The organism is Leptolyngbya sp. PL-A3 (assembly GCF_039962325.1).
Taxonomy (GTDB): Bacteria; Cyanobacteriota; Cyanobacteriia; order Elainellales; family Elainellaceae; genus Vacuolonema.
Map to the genome: position 1 here is coordinate 256,728 of NZ_JAMPLB010000001.1, position 16,399 is coordinate 273,126.

Genomic DNA, 16,399 nt, shown 5'->3' on the forward strand with positions numbered 1-16,399 from the left:
TAACTTTTTACGATGCCATCGCAGGTGTTTGTAAGCTTGCTGCAAGCTGCTTGAGGCGCTCAATCCGATTTTCGGTGGAGGGGTGAGTGCGGAAGAGGACTTCCAAACCTTCTTTAGAGAGGGGATTGATAAACAACAGCGGGGACATGGCAGGGTTCCCATTCATAGGAATCTGATGGCCAACTCGTTCCAGTTTTTCCAGCGCTGATACCAGTGCCATAGGGTTGTGAGTGATCTCAGCGGCTCCGGCATCGGCGGCAAACTCACGGGTGCGGGAGATCGCCAGTTGAATGATGGAGGCTGAAATCGGGGCTAGAATAACCAGGAATAAAATGGCCAGTGGATTACCACCCCGACGATTGTTGTTTGAAACGGGGAAGTATAAGGCACCAAAGGTGAGAATCCGCCCCAGGAAGGTCAGGCTTCCGGCCAGAGTTCCGGCGACGGCCTGGGTCAGGGTGTCGTGGTTACGGACATGGGTTAGCTCGTGGGCCAAAACCCCTTCCAGCTCCTCAGGTGTCAGCAAATTCAAAATTCCCTCCGTTACCGCAACGGCAGCATGGTTGGGGTCGCGGCCTGTGGCAAAAGCATTGGGTGACTCGTTGCGAATGATGTAGATCTGAGGAGTGGGAATTCCAGCGCGATCGCTCAACCGATGTACCATTGCATGCAGGTCAGGAGCCTCTGCCTGCGAAATAGGTTGAGCTTGGAAGGCAGCCAGAGCAGCTTTGTCTGAGTAAAACCAGGAGCTAAAGCTGGTGAAGGCGGCGATCGCCAACCCCGCATACAAGCCTCGCTCATCTCCTACCAGGTAGTATCCAGCCAGCACTAACAGGCCACTCAGTAAACCTAGTAGTGCAGCAGTCCTCAAACGATTACCAATCATGACGTTGTGTTCCCACGCATTGATGCTGTCGGTACCATCGCAAATTTCGGCTTTGCTCCGTATCCGTCGGGGGAACGAAATCATCCCTCACCCATCTACAGCATGTTTCTACTTCGTGGGGTATGAGAGAGGGATGTGGAACGAAGTCCCGCATCCCCCTCTTGTACCTCACCAGACCTCCTGCATAAATTTAAAAGTGCTGTATGTAATTGAGTTGAGCTACTCGCTGTCGCAACATAGCGGTCTGAGGGGATTGAGAGTTTGGATGAAAACGATTATTTTGAAAAGTTTCCGGGTGCCCGACAATGGACAATGAAATAAGGCTATTTGGCCTCCAAGTTGGTGCTTCTGCACAGGGTCTTCTGGTTTATGGCTGGTGAATTGTTACGTCAGGTTCGCGTACTCGATCCCCTAAATGGACGGGATAGTTGCGCGGATGTGTGGCTAGAGTCTGACGTTGTTCGGGATATTACCGAGCACATTACTGACGTACCGGAAGGTACAGAGGTGCGAGATGGTACGGGGCTGGTATTAGGACCAGGACTGGTTGACTTGTACAGCCATTCTGGTGAGCCAGGAAATGAGTCTCGCGAAACCATGGAAACTTTGGCACGGGCAGCGATCGCAGGTGGCTTCACTCAACTAACCCTGCTCCCGGATACTGATCCGACCGTTGATTCCCCCACAGGCATAACCTGGGCTACATCCCACTGGCCAGCTACAGGCCCACGTCTGCATCTATGGGGAGCCTTAACCCAGGGGGTGCAGGGGCAGCAAATGACAGAATTGGCGGATTTAGCGGCAGCGGGGGCGATCGGATTCGCTGATGGCCAACCGTTGCAAAATCCATTGTTGCTGCGTCGGGTGTTAGAGTACGCCCATCCACTGCAGAAACCTGTGGCTTTGTGGGGGTGCGATCGCCAACTTCAGGGCAGTGGGGTTGCCCGCGAGGGGATGGATTCCATTCAACTGGGTTTACCGGGTACTCCGGCCCTGGCAGAAACAACGGCTCTGGCTACCTTGCTGGAGTGTGTGGCAACCATCGGTACCCCTGTGCATGTCATGCGGGTTTCTACAGCCCGCAGTGTCGAGCTGATTGCCGATGCAAAACAGAAGGGATTACCCATTACTGCCAGCACCACCTGGTTACATTTGTTGCTAAACACCAGTGATCTCAAGAGTTATAACCCCAATCTGCGCGTAGAGCCGCCTTTGGGCACTTCAGCAGATCAGATGGCGTTAATTCAGGGAGTTGAATCAGGGGTGATTGATGCGATCGCCATCGACCACGCCCCTTACACCTATGAAGAGAAAACGGTTGCTTTCGCTGAAGCTCCTCCTGGGGTCATTGGGCTGGAGTTAGCACTGCCGCTTCTTTGGCAGGGGCTGGTGGCTAGCGAAAAATGGTCAGCCCTGACGCTATGGAAAGCTTTAAGTCTCTCTCCCCAGACCTGTCTTCAACAGACCCCTACAGGGGTTACTCCCGGAGCACCGGCTGATTTGGTTTTGTTTGACCCAAGCGATCGCTGGCGAATTACCCCTCAAGTACTTCAATCCCGCTCTTACAACACGCCCTGGCTGGAGCAAGTGATTACAGGTCGTGTTATTAAAACCTGGACAGCACCCCGCTAAAATTTCTGCCCAGCGGTGTTCCAAAACAAAAGCTTTATTGTGCAAGGACTTCGTCCTCGCACAATAAAGCTTTTCTGAGATGTAAGCGAGGGTTATAGCGCTAAAACAGCTTTGATGCGTTCTAAGGCTATGGCCTCCTTATCGCTGACCTTTGTGCTGCCTGAGCCGAACAATCCGCTGCCCGCTGCTTTGGCAACCCGCTCTGCACAGGAGTAGATGAATTCTTTGTACTGCTGAATGTCTTCAGGGCTAGCCTTGCTGCTAAGGACTGCTAAGGCCGCTTGAATGCGCGCGATCGCCGTATCCACGACGGTCTCGGGCTTCACCTCATCGGGGGTGAGCTGAACATTTAAGCTCCCCTCCTCACGGGCCTGCTTCACAGCTTCCTGAGAAAAGAGCGCTTGAATAATGGCATTGTTCGGATAACGTTCCGATGCAGCAGCAATCTCCTGACCCATGGCCGTTGCCTCAATGGCCGATGAGACAATTCCCACATCCACCATAGAGACGGCCATCCCAGTGACCATAACAGCGGCAGCCAACTGCGTCATTTCGTCGCGCGAAAAAGTGGCATCTGACATGGATTTCTCCTAAAAAAGCGGTTGGGCAAGGTTCTAGAAGTGTTAATTCTTACGTGCAAAGTAGAGAAAACAACGTTTCTTACGAATTTCTAAACCTTTTCGGGGTTGATGTAGTGGGTTGCCAGTCGGAATACTTCTCCAAGATCAGTATCGCCGTCGCGATCGCCATCCAAAAACATCGTTAACAGGGGATTAGCTCCACCCGCTTCCGATTTAGGATTTCCCATATTTAACAGCTTAAGCACTGCCGGTAACAGTAAGGGGAGCCCCGCCTGAATCACGCCAGTATCCAGACCTGTACGCTGCCCGACTTCCTGGGCAAACTGCTGCTGTATTGGGGGTGGGAAAAGCGCTTGCACTCCTGCGGCTCCGCCACCGCCCAGGGTTTGACCCAACAAATTTCCTAATTGACCACTGCCGAGCCCGCCGTGCCGTATGTTTGCCTGTACCAAACCCCCCAGCGCAGACAAAATCGTTTGCATCGTCGAAGGTGGAATATGATGATCCGCTGCAAACTGCTGAACGGTGTTGACTACTGTTTCAAGCTGCGCAACATTTCCCTGAAGGTTAGGGTTGTTGATCGCACTTAACACATCAAAAAACATTGCCATAGGGTCTACCTTTCATCATGAGTTCCATCGGTGTAAGGGATTGGACATCGTACACAGGGTTGCCCTTGACTGCACTGTCCAAACTATGCGCTCAGCTCAGTTGGTTTGGGCTGATTTTACCGAAGCCTTGCTGAAATGGCAGGCATGCTGGAGAACATCTGACCCTACAGGCTAAAAATATCGAGCTGACTGGAAGGCAAATCCTCAGACACAAGATTTCGCTTCTTGGATGGCAGCTCAGACGTGGAGCCGGATTTGCGTAAGCCTACGGCAATACGAGAGTGCTTCTCGATTTGTGCCATGACTTGCTTCGCCCGCTGAATGACGGAGGGAGGCAAGCCTGCCAACCGGGCCGCCTCAATTCCGTAAGAGCGATCGGCTCCTCCCGGACGCACTTGATGCAAAAAGATAATCTGATCAGGTAGCTCTTTCACGACAACCTGATAGTTGGAAATGTTGGGCAGCAACGACGCCAGCTCATTCAGCTCGTGATAGTGAGTCGCAAAAATGGTGCGGGCGCGCAACTCGCTTGCCAAATATTCTGCCACTGACCAGGCGATCGACAATCCATCAAAGGTGGCTGTACCCCGACCAATTTCATCCAGAAGAACGAGCGATCGCGCCGTCGCATGGTTCAAGATGTTGGCTGTTTCATTCATCTCCACCATAAAGGTCGATTGTCCCGTAGCCAGGTCATCCACAGCTCCAACGCGGGTGAAAATGCGATCGCACACTCCTAATTCCGCCCGAGTTGCGGGCACAAAGCTACCCACTTGGGCCATGAGTTGAATCAACCCCACCTGGCGTAAGTAGCAGCTCTTCCCGCTAGCATTGGGTCCGGTCAGGATAATCAAATCTGGAACCTTCTCTTCAGACCCCTGGGCGGTGGCTCCCAACATTGCGGAGTTGGGCACAAAAAAACCGGCGGGTAAGGATTGCTCAACGACGGGATGGCGGCCATTCTCAATGGCAATTTGTCTTCCTTCTGTGATGGTGGGGCAGCAGTAGTTTTGGTAGATGGCGACTTCGGCAAAGGCACAGAGGACGTCAACGGCGGCGATCGCCCCGGCTACCTCCCGAATTGGCTCGGCGTATTGGCTCACCTCTTCCCGTAAGCCGACGAAGATTTCATATTCCAGCTTGTTGATTGCATCGCGGGCGTTAAAAATCGCAGTTTCCCGATCTTTCAACTCAGAGGTGATGTACCGTTCCTCGTTGGTCAGGGTTTGCTTGCGCGTGTAGCCTTCAGGCACCTTGTCTCCTGACTTGGCCCGCGAAATGCTGATGTAATAGCCAAACGCCTTGTTATAGCCCACCTTGAGGCTGGAAATACCTGTACGTTGGCGTTCCTGGCTCTCCAGGTTGGCGATCCACTGCTGGTCCGCATCCAGCTTTTGCCGCAGCTCATCCAGTTGGGGATGGATGCCTGAACGAATGAGATTTCCTTCAGTCAGATAGAGCGGGGGATGCTCCACCAGATGCGCCCGGAGCCGATGACCCAACTCCTCCAATTCAATGGGTACCGATTGCAGCGCCATTAAGTAGGGGGAAGCCGCTTCTGCCAGCACTGCCGCTAGCTCTGGCAACTTAATCAGCGAATCTGCTAAAGCCGATAAATCCCTGGCATTGGCGGTGCCTGACCCGGCTCGTCCGGTCAGCCGCTCCAGGTCGTAGATCTGTTTCAGCAGTTGTTGCAGGTGTTGTCGCAAAAGACCATGGGTGACGAGTTCTTTCACGGTTTCCTGGCGATCGCCAATGCCCTTCCGATCCAACAATGGCTGCAATAGCCAACGTCGCAATCGCCGCCCGCCCATGGCGGTTACTGTCCGATCCAGCGCCCAAAGTAAGGAGCCGTGGAATGTGCCATCTCGCTGAGTTTGTGTGATTTCGAGGTTGCGGCGAGTCTGGTGATCCAACACCAAAAACTCGCTCAGGGTATAGGTGCAAAGGGGTTGTAGCGGAATGCGGTTATTGGATTTGGGTTGTCCCGGCAGTTCCACCTGACGTTCCGAGGTTTCTTCTAAATACGCCAGCAATCCTCCCGCTGCGCGTACGGCCAACGGCAAGTGTTCACAGCCCATGCCTTCCAGCGATCGCACTCGAAACCGCTCCAACAATCGTTGCTTGGCCTCGCTCAGGATGAAGGGAGACTGCGATCGCAACGTATAGCAAAAGCTCGGCGGGAAACACTCAGGTAAGCCACTTCCAGCACCCCCTTCCCCCGGACGCAGTAACCGCCCTAAATCCGGTGCATCAGTGGGCACCAGCACCTCAGAGGGTTGCAGGCGCATGAGTTCCTGAGTGAGTTGATCCAGCTCACTGGCCTGGGTGGTGAGAAATTCTCCCGTGGAGACATCAGCGATCGCCAATCCCCAATGATTTCCTGCAATCACCACCGCGGCCAGATAGTTGTTGCGACGGGCATTCAACATCCCCTCTTCCAGCACTGTGCCTGGGGTGATCACCCGTGTCACTTCGCGCTGTACCAGTCGCCCCTGAACTTCAGAAGCGTCCTCAGTTTGGTCACAAATCGCGACGGCAAATCCCCGTTCTACCAGCAAGGCACAATAGCGATCCAGCGCATGGTGGGGAATGCCGGCTAGAGGCACCCGACCAATTTCTTTGCCAGCATCTTTGCTGGTGAGCACCAGTTCTAATTCACGAGCAACGGCGATCGCATCTTGAAAAAAGGTTTCAAAAAAATCACCCACGCGGTACAGCAACAACGCGTGTGGATACTCGTCCTTCAGCTCCGCGTAGTGCCGCATCATGGGCGTCAAGGCCTCCCGATTCACCGCCCGGTGATCGGCATAACGCACGGTATGTTTAATTAATCGCTCTGGCAAATCCCCTAAAGGATTATTTTCCGTCTCAGGCAAGTCAGACATTGCAGTTCTAGTTACCACGCCCCATCTCTTGGGGCAATGCACCTAAGTAATGTATCGCACTGGGTAAAAGGTTGCATGGGAACAGCAATTCTCAGTATGGAATTAGGCCCGAAAACCGCTTGCCGAGGGCAAGCGGTTTTCGGGCCTCAAAGCCAAGATTGCGCGCCCAACGGGCGCGCAATCTTGGCTTTGAAGCTCATAATGAGAACTGCTGGCATGGGAATGGAGAGATTGCCAGCATGAGGAAACTGTTCTAGAGCTATGGATGATTGTTATGAAAACAGCACAAAACGCCGCTTCTCTAACAACCATCCACCAGCTTCAGTCCGGGTCTTCTTTCCCTCGTCGAGGATCATCTTTATAGTCTGGAGCGGCCTGGTGGCGATACCAGCGCTGCCATTCCTTAGAGCTGCGGATCGCCAGCCAGAGGAGTAGGAGAGCAAGTAGACCGCCATGTTCGGGGGCGTCAAAGGCGAAAATTGCCAGAGAAACGCAAAGGACATCCTGCGCAAAGATCACCCAGAGGGGAATATTGTTGATGCGGTAAAACCAGCCAACCTGAACCAGTTGCAGCACCAGGGCCAGGACACCTCCGGTAATCCCGATAAGGGGGGTGATCGAGGCGTCAATGCCCAGGGTGCGAGCGACACCAATGCCCGCGATCGCCCCTGCAATCGGCCCTAACCCTAGCTGAATTGTTTGCAGAAATCGATGCATCAGGCGGTCTTTCGAGAGCATCAACTCTACCAAAGACCAGCTCACCAAAACGCCCACTACGACACTGGGCGGCACCCGTGAAAGGATTGGCATATTCGTCCACAGAATATCGCTCCGAAGTATGCCAATGAGTAACAATGGCAATGCGACCCGGATTCCTGCTGCCGCTGAGATAGAAAGGGCGGCCAGGATTTCGACCATACTCTGTTCTCACCCTGGTTGAGTACTGCTTTTACTCTAAGGCACGACCTTAAAAATTTCGCGTGAATTCCCCTTGATCACGATTTTGTTTGTTTATCGTGAGAGGAGAGGCAGCTGACCCCTCACAAGAAACAAGCCTCGGTTGCTGGGGATGTATCCCACTTTTGTAAGTGAAGCGGGCTTCGTCCGCTTCACTTACAAAAGTGGGTTTCCAAATTTGCAAACGTGGGATGCACCCGTTGCTAGCAACCGCCAGAAAGAATAACGAACGAAAACAAGACAAATTAGAACACTTGTACTAATATTATTTTACAGGCATGAAGCTTTTGGGAGCAGAATAGCCCTGATCCCTTGCTAACTATGTCATTGACCCCTTTTCTCTAATGCCAGAACGCATCGAAGGGGTTGCTAGAGCAGATTAGGAATGGCTGATGTCCTTGGGTTAGCCCCCTTAACCAATCAGCGTTTCGAACATCTTCTAGAGGATCAAATGATGGAAGCTTACATTTCAAACGAAACGATCGCCCGGTGCCGTGCTGTGTTGGATGCATTGCCTGCCCGTCCAGAATCAGTCATGCCATGGCTACCTGAAGGCGATCGCCATCAAACGACCCAATTAACCCTGCTTCCCCCGGATGAGCTGGCTGATTTCAGATCGCGCCTGCAATCATCAGAATTGATGCTTGTAGAGTCTTGAAAAGTTTAGTTTTTGTGTACCTTGTGCACAAAAACTAGATTTTGTCGCACTCCTCAGGGGCATAACTTCTGTACCCCCTATCCCTCGGGTTCTTATTATGACCTCCACGCTTCAAACGCAAGACCTGACCAACACTCTGATGCTGGTACTCCGAGAGCAAAACCACCTGCTTCAACAAATTCTGGCCAAACTTGATAAACCCCAGCTTGGGTTGCATGACAGCGCAGGAGCCATGCGGATTTATGCCAATCGCTCCAACGGATGCCTCTGGTATACCGTTACTGATGGCGCCGTCACACCCGTTACTCAAACGGCTCTAACCGCTTATCTAACCGATATTTCCTTTCCCAAACTAGAACGGCGAGGGCGGGAAACGGTTAAGTTGCAGGCGTTTTTCCAGGGCGATCGCCCCTATATCGTTGAGGCTGGTCACGATTCCAACTTTAGCAAAGGGCTGTTGAGTGCAGTCGCCCAACTTACCCCGGCCCAACTACAATATCCTCTCACCATTGCCCCCCAGGCCGGGTCCGATGAAAGCGTACTGTTCTGTCGGGTCTTTTCTCAGGGAGAACTGGTCAAAGGGGTTTATAGCGATGAAACCGACTGGCGCAATGTGGCTCAGACGGCGATCGCTACAGTCCGTCGTGCCCAAGCCGGGTAGTCCAGTCTCGTTCAAGCCAAAAGGAAAGAGCGGATGCTTCGCATCCGCTCTTTCCTTTTGGCTTAACCTGATAGCTGTAGCTGTAGACGAGTTAGTACGACCCAGAGGAGCACTGTGGAAAACATAGATTGGATGAATATCATTCCAGCAGGGTTTGCGATCGCCTTCTTCGCAGGTGGCATGCTGATGTTGGTGTCAGGTGTATGGTCTGCCCGCGATAAGTAATGCCCTATCTGTAGAACCTGCCTTACAGCGCTTTTCAAGTGCTTAAAATCTGGTTGCTTCTGTGAGAACTGCGTTCCGCGCGGCTTTCACAAAGACAGCCATAGCTGATTCAAACGAAAAGCGCTGTAGGGACTCAATGAAAAGCGCGGCGCATAACGCCGCGCTTTCTATGTAATGTGAATGGGCGGGGCGAGACTCGAACTCGCATGACCGAAGCCGCCACATTTTGAGTGTGGTGCGTCTACCAATTCCGCCACCCGCCCTCGGGCTTGGTTTCCTTATTATATAGGATTGTGCGCCGTTGTAAAAGATTTTCGTAAGTTGGACTGGTTGCCCAGCGATCGACTTCTTTCGCACGCAGCACTGGAACCGGATGCGTAAGTTGCGCCGTCTGGGCTTGACGCAGTACGCGGCCCATTTCGGAGGTGCTCAAATTTTCATAGGCTCGGGCCTGCTCTAGAAACGCATCCAGGTTTAGCATGGGGGCCAAGGCGGGAGAACCACCGCACAGCTTCATGAGCAGCGAGGCCACTGTACGAGGATTTTGAGTGACCAACAGAGCTGCGCGATCGCAGGTAAACTCGGCACAGCGCACCCACTCCATCATGCGCTCCTGAAGGGTTTGGGCGGCGATCGACCCTAAAACGGTTGTGCTGGCCGCCAGAATCAACAAATTTGCCAGGGTTAAGTAAACACTATGCTCACACTTCAGGTGGCCTAGCTCATGGGCAATCACCGCCTGAATTTCTTCGGGCGTCAGCATGTCAATGAGCGAGGTATGCAGCACAATAAAGGGCTGTTGCCCACGCATAGCAAAGGTGTAAGCGTTGGGAGCTGGATTCTGCTTAACGAAGAGTTGGGGCGGCTCTAACTCCAGAATTTTGCAGGCGTCCAATAGAAGCTCGTGGAGATGGGGTAACTGCTTCTCGCTTACCTGCACCCCAGACGCCAGGTTCTCCAACTGAAAGAACTGCTCCCCAACCGACCCCAGCACGCTGCGAATGATGATGTCCAACCCAGGAATCTGCTGAAGTGCTTGAGTTGCCTCCAGGTCAAGGGGATGGCGAAAATGATGGGCCTTCAAACCCGTTAAAACAATTTTGGAAGAATCCATAAAAATGGCGTAGATGGGCGATCGCCCGTAGCGCTATGGGCCTATTTTAGCGAAGGCAAGGGACAGACGGTCAGAAGGCGTTTCTGTTAATAGGAAAAGGCAGAAAGCATGCAAGTTTTCCTGCTGCTCCCTGCCCTTTGATTTCTGCTTATCAAAGCATTCGCGTTTTCTTGTGCTTTCCGTCCTAGTTTCTTGGCCCTGCCTGAATCGCCGAGTTGGCGATCTCGACAACATCTTCCAAAGAGCCATTCTTCATGTAAACGGTGTAGAGCACCCCTTGCATATCCCATTGCAAGATAGCGGAACAATAGGCACCGCAAAGATTAACAAACTGACCTGTAACCCCATTGGCCAAGGGGACGGTTTCGAGGCGATCGCCTGCCTCAAGGTCACTTTCGGTATAGCGATAGCCATCCTGCTCAGCGGTCAGGTTCCCCACGCTACAAGCGGTCGCGCCTTCGCAATTGGGGGTGTAGTCAAGGGTGAGGTAGTACCCATCGGGGCTCGTCAAACCATTCACATAGACGGGCTCAGAAACAGGATAGACCTCAGGTAGGTAAATCGGTATGGAGGTACCCCCCCGAATATCTGCTAGGGCATCATTCACAGGGAACTGGGTCTGAGCAGAGGCTGCTACCGGGGCCAGCACCATCCCTAGAAATGCGAGGGCAATATGCCATTGAAAACGGTTAAACGCCATAGGTCAGAAGCCAATATAGGTGAATCTTATAGGTAGACGCTTTGTGTAACGTGTGAGGTTCCCTTCCAGATTGGCATTTCTTTTGAGCGATCGCCATCTACTTAGAAAAAATGTTGTCTATCTAGCTTTAAAACGCCAATTTACCTTATAAAGTTAAGCCATGAGCCTAGATTCTTTAGATTATAAAGTCGTTGAACAGTTGATGGGGCAGGGGCGGATGACCTGGTCTGATTTGGCTGGTGTTTTACAGCTTTCGGCTCCAGCCGCGGCGGATCGGGTCCGTCGTCTGGAGGAGCGAGGGGTGATTCAGGGCTATGCTGCTCTGGTTAATGCTCCTGCTGTTGGAATGGATTTGTTGGCGTATGTAGCGGTCACCCTGGAGCGGCCTGAGCACCGAGCTGAATTCCTGATGGTGGTGCAACAAATGCCTGAAATTCAGGAATGCCACCACATGGCTGGCGAGGATGATTACTGGCTTAAAGTACGGTGCCGTCACACGCGCCATCTAGAGCAAATTATTAGTGATCAGATTAAGCAGGTTCGTGGGGTTTTACGCACTCGTACCACAATCGCTCTTTCCACAGTTAAGGAAACTCCCCAAATCCCCTTACCCCTTCCCGAATCCTAGAGGAGTTGGTTTTTCGTACCTGTCGGGATGAAAAACCAACTCCTCGAAAACGCCCTGGGTCTGCCAGGAAGATGGAGAAAACCATGGATACTAATTTTTTCTTGCGGGGTTTCGTTATTGGGTTTTCGATCGCCGTCCCCGTGGGCCCGATTGGTTTGCTGTGTATTCAGCGAACCCTCGCGCGCGGTCAGATTGCCGGGTTGCTATCGGGATTGGGGGCGGCTACGGCTGACGCTATATATGGTGCGATCGCGGCCTTCGGATTGACTATAATTTCTGCTATCTTGATGCAGCAGGTTTTCTGGTTTCGTCTGGTGGGCGGGATCTTCCTGATCTACCTGGGGGTTTGCACATTCCGTTCCAAACCAGCGGAGCAAGCGGTCTCTGCTCAAGGCGATACTCTCTGGAGAGTGTATGGCTCCACCCTGGTGTTAACCTTAACCAACCCGGCAACTATTTTGTCGTTTGTAGCAGTATTTGCAGGGTTGGGGTTGGCGACAGCGGCGGGCGATCGCACCACGGCGCTTGTCCTTGTGTTTGGGGTGTTTCTGGGGTCAGCCCTCTGGTGGCTGCTTCTTAGTTCAGGGGTTAGTTTGTTCAAAACTCGGCTTACGGCTCGCCACTTGCAATGGCTCAACAGAGGTTCCGGAATTATCATTACAGCGTTTGGCATCGTTGCCTTGCTCTCATCGGCGTGGGGGTCGTAGTTTGCGGTGTCTGGTTAGGAGCTGTTCCCGCCTTTGCACTCCCTGCCCAAACCATAGAAGTTGCTCAGGCTAACCAATCGATCGATGAGTTACGGCAACAACGCCAGGAGATTGACCAACAGCGCCAGCGTCTGGAGCGCGAGCGTAACCAGCTCCTGCAACAAGAGAAGTCGGCAAAAAATCGATTGGATGGGTTGCAAGATCAGATCAAAACGACAGCCGATGAGGTGCGCCGAAACGAGCAACAACTCAAAGCTGCCGAAGCCCGTCTGAAAGCCCTTGAAGCAGAACTGGCAAAAGCTGAAGACCAGTTCCAGAAGCAACAAACCGCGACGGTCGCCCGGCTACAATTCCTGCAACGACAGCAGGGAAGCCAGGGTTGGGCTGTGCTGTTAAATAGCCAGAATATTAATGAGTTTTTGGAGCGGCGATCGCAACTGCGACGGGTTTACAAGTCTGACCGGGATTTTCTAGATCATCTCAAAACCATTGCCGAGGACATCAATCGCCGCCATGCTGCGGTTGAGCAGCAAAAGAATGAAATTGCACTGATTAGTCAGCAACTCCTGGCCCGTAAAGCCGTATTCGAAGCACAAGCCAAAACTCAGGAACAGTTGGTGAATCGCTTAAACCAGGATCGCAAGGCCCTGGAGGTTGCCGAGAATCAACTGGAACGCGATTCAAATAACATTGCGGGTCTGATTCGCCAACGGCTCAGCCTGGCGGCTGGCAGCCGTTTGAGAGTACGGGGTACTGGGATCTTTAGTCTCCCCTGTAGTGCCCCCCTGACCAGTGGCTTTGGATATCGTGTTCATCCCATCCTGGGTTACCGCCGCTTCCATGCTGGCGTAGACTTTGGAGCGGCCTATGGAAGTACTATCTACTCAGCAGACCGGGGAACGGTTATTTTTGCTGGGTGGTACGGCGGCTATGGCCGCGCTGTGATTATCGATCATGGTGACAGCCTAACAACACTCTATGGCCATGCCAGTCGTGTATTTGTGCAGGAGGGGCAATCGGTTGAACGGGGGCAGGCGATCGCCGCTGTGGGCTCCACGGGCCTTTCCACTGGGCCTCACTTACATTTTGAGGTGCGTCGCAATGGCGAACCCGTGAACCCCCTCGAATATCTGTAGTAACCTGCCAAGAAATTTTTTGAAGGATATTTGCCTCTACAAAAGATTTTAAATTTAAGTGTTGGGGGCACCGCAATTGATCAGGCACTGGCAGTCGTTTTGGGTTAATTCTTGCTAGAGAGCAAATCTCCGCTCAAAGAGTTGCTCAAAATGCCGTTCCCCCTTAGTATCTCTAGCATTGCGCCTCTGTCGCAGCTCCTGAATCTAGTACCCTGACCCCTGGATGATCAATCATGCGAGGATATCTGGGTTACAGTCGCTGCATGATAGAGCAATACTGCTCCCCTTATGAATAGCCCTGCGTTTGGAGGTATGTCATGGCCAAGATCGTCTCAATCCATTCCTACCGAGGCGGCACCGGCAAATCGAATACAACTGCTAATCTGGCAGCCACCATCGCACGGATGGGAAACCGGGTTTGTATTGTGGATACAGACATTCAATCTCCCGGAATCCATGTCCTGTTTGGTTTTGACGAGGATAGTATTACCAAGTCTCTCAACGATTACCTGTGGGGGCGGCGGAGCATTGCCGAAGTGGCTTATGACGTCACCCATGTTTTGGAAGGTCGCGGTACCAATGACAGCAAAGTCTTTCTGGTGCCCTCTAGTGTCAAGGCCGGAGAGATTGCTCGGGTTCTACGGGAAGGCTACGACGTTGGTCTCCTGAATGAAGGATTTCAGGAACTGATTGAAGAACTTGATCTAGATTACTTGCTCATCGATACCCATCCCGGTCTCAACGAAGAAACCCTCCTTTCCATCACGATTTCTGACGTACTGGTTCTGATCCTGCGCCCTGACCAGCAAGACTATCAGGGGACTGCAGTAACGGTCGATGTGGCCCGTAAGCTGGAGGTACCCAAACTGCTGATGGTAGTTAATAAAGCTCCTACGGTGTTTGATTTTGACCAGCTCAAGGTGCGGGTTGAAGAAACCTATGGAAGCCATGTTGCAGGAATTTTGCCCCACTCCGATGAAATGATGGTGCTAGCCAGCAGTGGCATCTTCTCGCTGAAGTATCCCGAAAACTCTCTTTCTCGGGTGATTGAGGGTATTGCCCAAGAGGTTATTCATTAAACGGTTGCTGTTTGCGCGTGAAGTGTATCAACAACTCTTCTATCCGTGATTTTTTAGCGTGGCGGCGGTGTCGCTACGCTAAAAAATCACAGGCTACTGTTTCACCATGCTGAAAGCTCTCCTCTTTGATCTTGACGGCACCCTGACTCACTCAGATCCGGTGCATTATGTGACCTGGCAGGCCATTCTGCAAGACCATGGCATTGCCATGGATGAAGGTTTTTATAACACGCACATCAGTGGGCGCTTGAACGATCAGATTTTGCAGGATCTGCTTCCCCATCTAAATGCAACCGAGCGGCAGAAACTGAGTAACTTGAAAGAAGCAACCTTTCGGGAGCGCGCCCGAAATTTACAACCTTTGGCAGGGTCGTCGCAGGTGATTGAGTGGATGCAAGCTCAGGATTTAGGGCGGGCGATCGTCACCAATGCTCCCCGTGAAAACGCACACTTTATGCTGCAAGTGCTGGGATGGATAGACCTTTTTCCTATCGTGGTGCTTGCGGAGGAATTACCCCGTGGGAAACCTGATCCGCTGCCGTATCAGACTGCCTTGCAACGAGTCGGAGTCGCCCCTGAGGAAGCACTTGTGTTTGAAGACTCTCCATCGGGAATCAAGTCGGCAGTCGCAGCGGGCATTGCAACAGTGGCGATCGCCAGTGGCCACCCTGCTGACTATCTAGAAACCCTTAACCCTACCCTGGTTATTCCTGACTTTACTGACCCACGTCTGGCAGAGTTATTGGAACAACGGTATAGTCTGTTGCTTCGCTAAAACTTTCATCAACATTGCACAGTGAGACTCAGCCTTACGGTGCAACCTGAGTTCAGGTTAAGGGCGTTTTCAAGTGCTGCACGGTACTCGAAAACGCCCATTTTGGTGCGCGAAGCACACCAAAATGGGCACTTCAACCTTTGTTTAAGAGGGCAAAAGTGGCACCAGTAGTGTCACAAAGTAATACACCAGTGGTGCCGTAAAGACATAGCTATCGGCTCGATCCAAAATTCCACCGTGCCCTGGGATAAGTTGTCCAGAGTCTTTTACCCCAGCATCCCGCTTCATCATGGACTCTGTTAAATCTCCCAGTAGGCTAGCAATGCCAATAAGCAGCCCCAGAGCCATGCCTGTGAGAGGAAAACCACCCCAATCTAGCCACCATGAACCAAACGCCCCTACCGTAACACTGCCCATCACCCCAAAAACTGCTCCCTCGACTGTCTTCTTAGGGCTAATGTTGGAGAGACGGGTACGGCCAAAAAATTTGCCAAACACATAGGCTCCAATATCAGCCGCCCAAATGCAGCCAAAGGCCAGTAGCGTTGCAGTCAAGCCCATAGGCATATGCCGGAGATCCAGATTGCCAGGCCAATAACCACTGAGAGGCAGGTTTGCCACATCGTCCTGACCGAGCAATCGCAATCGCACCCAATAGCTCGGCAAGTATCCCCCATAAAACAGCCCCAAAATTGAGGTAGAGATGTCTGCAATCGTTGCGAGCTTGGGCTGAAACAGAAGATAAAAGCAGATAAACGTCCCTGCTACAGGAACGACAGCATCTGCCAGGCCAGGGACCGCAGTGGAAATCACGAGCAACACCTGACTGACAACCAGGGTTGTCTTGGCTGCAGGGACAATGTCTTTTGCCCGGACCAACTGAAAAAACTCCAACTGCCCTAAGTAGACCAGCAGCGCAATTCCAACGGTGTAATACCAACCCCCCAGGGTCGTCATCCCCACGGCAAGAATAATGGCAACAATGGCACTGAGAACACGGGGGAGGGGCATGGCTAGACTGAGCTAAATAAAGTAGATGAAGATGAATTAGATGAGGGTGACGAACGGCTAGAACCCTCTCAAACTATATATTAAAGGCGGGTTAATCCTTGCGATGTTTTCCGGGTCACTCAAGATTTTTTTGTTTGCCTGAAAAACAAA

At 52.3% G+C, this 16,399-nt stretch carries 16 protein-coding genes and 1 tRNA gene; 8 read left to right on the forward strand and 9 right to left on the reverse strand.

What is annotated here, in order from left to right; translation table 11 throughout:
* Positions 1-7 precede the first annotated feature (7 nt).
* Entirely contained in the window at positions 8-886 is an 879-nt protein-coding gene (locus tag NDI52_RS01060) for a M48 family metalloprotease (protein ID WP_190775615.1), read from the reverse strand.
* A gap of 369 nt (positions 887-1,255) precedes the next feature.
* On the opposite strand from NDI52_RS01060, the gene NDI52_RS01065 reads away from it, so the two are divergent.
* Complete coding sequence (locus NDI52_RS01065) at positions 1,256-2,518, forward strand: dihydroorotase (protein ID WP_190775579.1); 1,263 nt, start codon at positions 1,256-1,258, stop codon at positions 2,516-2,518.
* Between the two features lie 92 nt (positions 2,519-2,610).
* Here the strand turns inward: NDI52_RS01065 and NDI52_RS01070 are convergent, their stop codons facing one another.
* The 4 genes from NDI52_RS01070 to NDI52_RS01085 all read right to left on the reverse strand — a co-directional run bounded on the left by NDI52_RS01070 (position 2,611) and on the right by NDI52_RS01085 (position 7,516).
* The gene (locus NDI52_RS01070; protein ID WP_190775578.1) at positions 2,611-3,099 is read right to left on the reverse strand and encodes a hypothetical protein; all 489 of its coding nucleotides are present in this window, start codon (positions 3,097-3,099) and stop codon (positions 2,611-2,613) included.
* Positions 3,100-3,188: 89 nt separating this feature from the next.
* Positions 3,189-3,710 (reverse strand): DUF937 domain-containing protein, encoded by a 522-nt coding sequence (locus NDI52_RS01075; protein ID WP_190775577.1) that lies wholly within the window; start codon positions 3,708-3,710, stop codon positions 3,189-3,191.
* 164 nt (positions 3,711-3,874) lie between these two features.
* Positions 3,875-6,598 carry a DNA mismatch repair protein MutS gene (gene mutS / locus NDI52_RS01080; RefSeq protein ID WP_190775576.1) on the reverse strand — a complete coding sequence of 908 codons (2,724 nt, stop codon included), beginning with the start codon at positions 6,596-6,598 and terminating at the stop codon, positions 3,875-3,877.
* Positions 6,599-6,919: 321 nt separating this feature from the next.
* The gene (locus NDI52_RS01085; RefSeq protein WP_190775575.1) at positions 6,920-7,516 is read right to left on the reverse strand and encodes a DUF4126 domain-containing protein; all 597 of its coding nucleotides are present in this window, start codon (positions 7,514-7,516) and stop codon (positions 6,920-6,922) included.
* Positions 7,517-7,940: 424 nt separating this feature from the next.
* On the opposite strand from NDI52_RS01085, the gene NDI52_RS01090 reads away from it, so the two are divergent.
* Positions 7,941-8,213, forward strand: coding sequence for a hypothetical protein (locus NDI52_RS01090; protein WP_190775574.1), 273 nt, complete (start codon positions 7,941-7,943; stop codon positions 8,211-8,213).
* A 97-nt stretch (positions 8,214-8,310) separates the two neighbouring features.
* Entirely contained in the window at positions 8,311-8,874 is a 564-nt protein-coding gene (locus NDI52_RS01095) for a hypothetical protein (RefSeq protein ID WP_199308074.1), read from the forward strand.
* 406 nt (positions 8,875-9,280) lie between these two features.
* Here the strand turns inward: NDI52_RS01095 and NDI52_RS01100 are convergent.
* From NDI52_RS01100 to NDI52_RS01110, 3 genes are all read right to left on the reverse strand, one after another.
* Positions 9,281-9,362 (reverse strand) — tRNA-Leu (locus NDI52_RS01100).
* The gene (locus NDI52_RS01105; protein WP_190775573.1) at positions 9,341-10,213 is read right to left on the reverse strand and encodes a M48 family metallopeptidase; all 873 of its coding nucleotides are present in this window, start codon (positions 10,211-10,213) and stop codon (positions 9,341-9,343) included. Before NDI52_RS01105 ends, NDI52_RS01100 begins: the two co-directional genes overlap by 22 nt.
* Positions 10,214-10,397: 184 nt before the next feature.
* Positions 10,398-10,913, reverse strand: coding sequence for a hypothetical protein (locus tag NDI52_RS01110; protein WP_190775572.1), 516 nt, complete (start codon positions 10,911-10,913; stop codon positions 10,398-10,400).
* Between the two features lie 160 nt (positions 10,914-11,073).
* Between NDI52_RS01110 and NDI52_RS01115 the strand changes: the two genes are divergently transcribed.
* The 5 genes from NDI52_RS01115 to NDI52_RS01135 all read left to right on the forward strand — a co-directional run bounded on the left by NDI52_RS01115 (position 11,074) and on the right by NDI52_RS01135 (position 15,238).
* The gene (locus tag NDI52_RS01115) at positions 11,074-11,541 is read left to right on the forward strand and encodes an Lrp/AsnC family transcriptional regulator (protein ID WP_190775571.1); all 468 of its coding nucleotides are present in this window, start codon (positions 11,074-11,076) and stop codon (positions 11,539-11,541) included.
* 83 nt (positions 11,542-11,624) lie between these two features.
* Complete coding sequence (locus NDI52_RS01120; protein WP_190775570.1) at positions 11,625-12,248, forward strand: LysE family transporter; 624 nt, start codon at positions 11,625-11,627, stop codon at positions 12,246-12,248.
* Complete coding sequence (locus NDI52_RS01125; RefSeq protein WP_347280091.1) at positions 12,236-13,384, forward strand: peptidoglycan DD-metalloendopeptidase family protein; 1,149 nt, start codon at positions 12,236-12,238, stop codon at positions 13,382-13,384. Before NDI52_RS01120 ends, NDI52_RS01125 begins: the two co-directional genes overlap by 13 nt.
* Positions 13,385-13,701: 317 nt before the next feature.
* Positions 13,702-14,463, forward strand: a complete 762-nt coding sequence (locus NDI52_RS01130) for a MinD/ParA family protein (RefSeq protein WP_190775568.1) — start codon at positions 13,702-13,704, stop codon at positions 14,461-14,463.
* A gap of 106 nt (positions 14,464-14,569) precedes the next feature.
* Positions 14,570-15,238, forward strand: coding sequence for an HAD-IA family hydrolase (locus tag NDI52_RS01135; RefSeq protein ID WP_190775567.1), 669 nt, complete (start codon positions 14,570-14,572; stop codon positions 15,236-15,238).
* 144 nt (positions 15,239-15,382) lie between these two features.
* On the opposite strand, the gene NDI52_RS01140 is transcribed toward NDI52_RS01135, so the two are convergent.
* Positions 15,383-16,249, reverse strand: coding sequence for a phosphatidate cytidylyltransferase (locus tag NDI52_RS01140; RefSeq protein WP_190775566.1), 867 nt, complete (start codon positions 16,247-16,249; stop codon positions 15,383-15,385).
* Positions 16,250-16,399: the final 150 nt, after the last annotated feature.

Coding starts and splice junctions, on each gene's coding strand:
- NDI52_RS01090 (WP_190775574.1), top strand. CDS start 7,941: ATGGCTGATGTCCTTGGGTTAGCCCCCTTAACCAATCAGCGTTTCGAA.
- NDI52_RS01095 (WP_199308074.1), top strand. CDS start 8,311: ATGACCTCCACGCTTCAAACGCAAGACCTGACCAACACTCTGATGCTG.
- NDI52_RS01085 (WP_190775575.1), bottom strand. CDS start 7,516: ATGGTCGAAATCCTGGCCGCCCTTTCTATCTCAGCGGCAGCAGGAATC.
- NDI52_RS01060 (WP_190775615.1), bottom strand. CDS start 886: ATGATTGGTAATCGTTTGAGGACTGCTGCACTACTAGGTTTACTGAGT.
- NDI52_RS01110 (WP_190775572.1), bottom strand. CDS start 10,913: ATGGCGTTTAACCGTTTTCAATGGCATATTGCCCTCGCATTTCTAGGG.
- NDI52_RS01120 (WP_190775570.1), top strand. CDS start 11,625: ATGGATACTAATTTTTTCTTGCGGGGTTTCGTTATTGGGTTTTCGATC.
- mutS (WP_190775576.1), bottom strand. CDS start 6,598: ATGTCTGACTTGCCTGAGACGGAAAATAATCCTTTAGGGGATTTGCCA.
- NDI52_RS01065 (WP_190775579.1), top strand. CDS start 1,256: ATGGCTGGTGAATTGTTACGTCAGGTTCGCGTACTCGATCCCCTAAAT.
- NDI52_RS01115 (WP_190775571.1), top strand. CDS start 11,074: ATGAGCCTAGATTCTTTAGATTATAAAGTCGTTGAACAGTTGATGGGG.
- NDI52_RS01130 (WP_190775568.1), top strand. CDS start 13,702: ATGGCCAAGATCGTCTCAATCCATTCCTACCGAGGCGGCACCGGCAAA.
- NDI52_RS01135 (WP_190775567.1), top strand. CDS start 14,570: ATGCTGAAAGCTCTCCTCTTTGATCTTGACGGCACCCTGACTCACTCA.
- NDI52_RS01075 (WP_190775577.1), bottom strand. CDS start 3,710: ATGGCAATGTTTTTTGATGTGTTAAGTGCGATCAACAACCCTAACCTT.
- NDI52_RS01070 (WP_190775578.1), bottom strand. CDS start 3,099: ATGTCAGATGCCACTTTTTCGCGCGACGAAATGACGCAGTTGGCTGCC.
- NDI52_RS01105 (WP_190775573.1), bottom strand. CDS start 10,213: ATGGATTCTTCCAAAATTGTTTTAACGGGTTTGAAGGCCCATCATTTT.
- NDI52_RS01140 (WP_190775566.1), bottom strand. CDS start 16,249: ATGCCCCTCCCCCGTGTTCTCAGTGCCATTGTTGCCATTATTCTTGCC.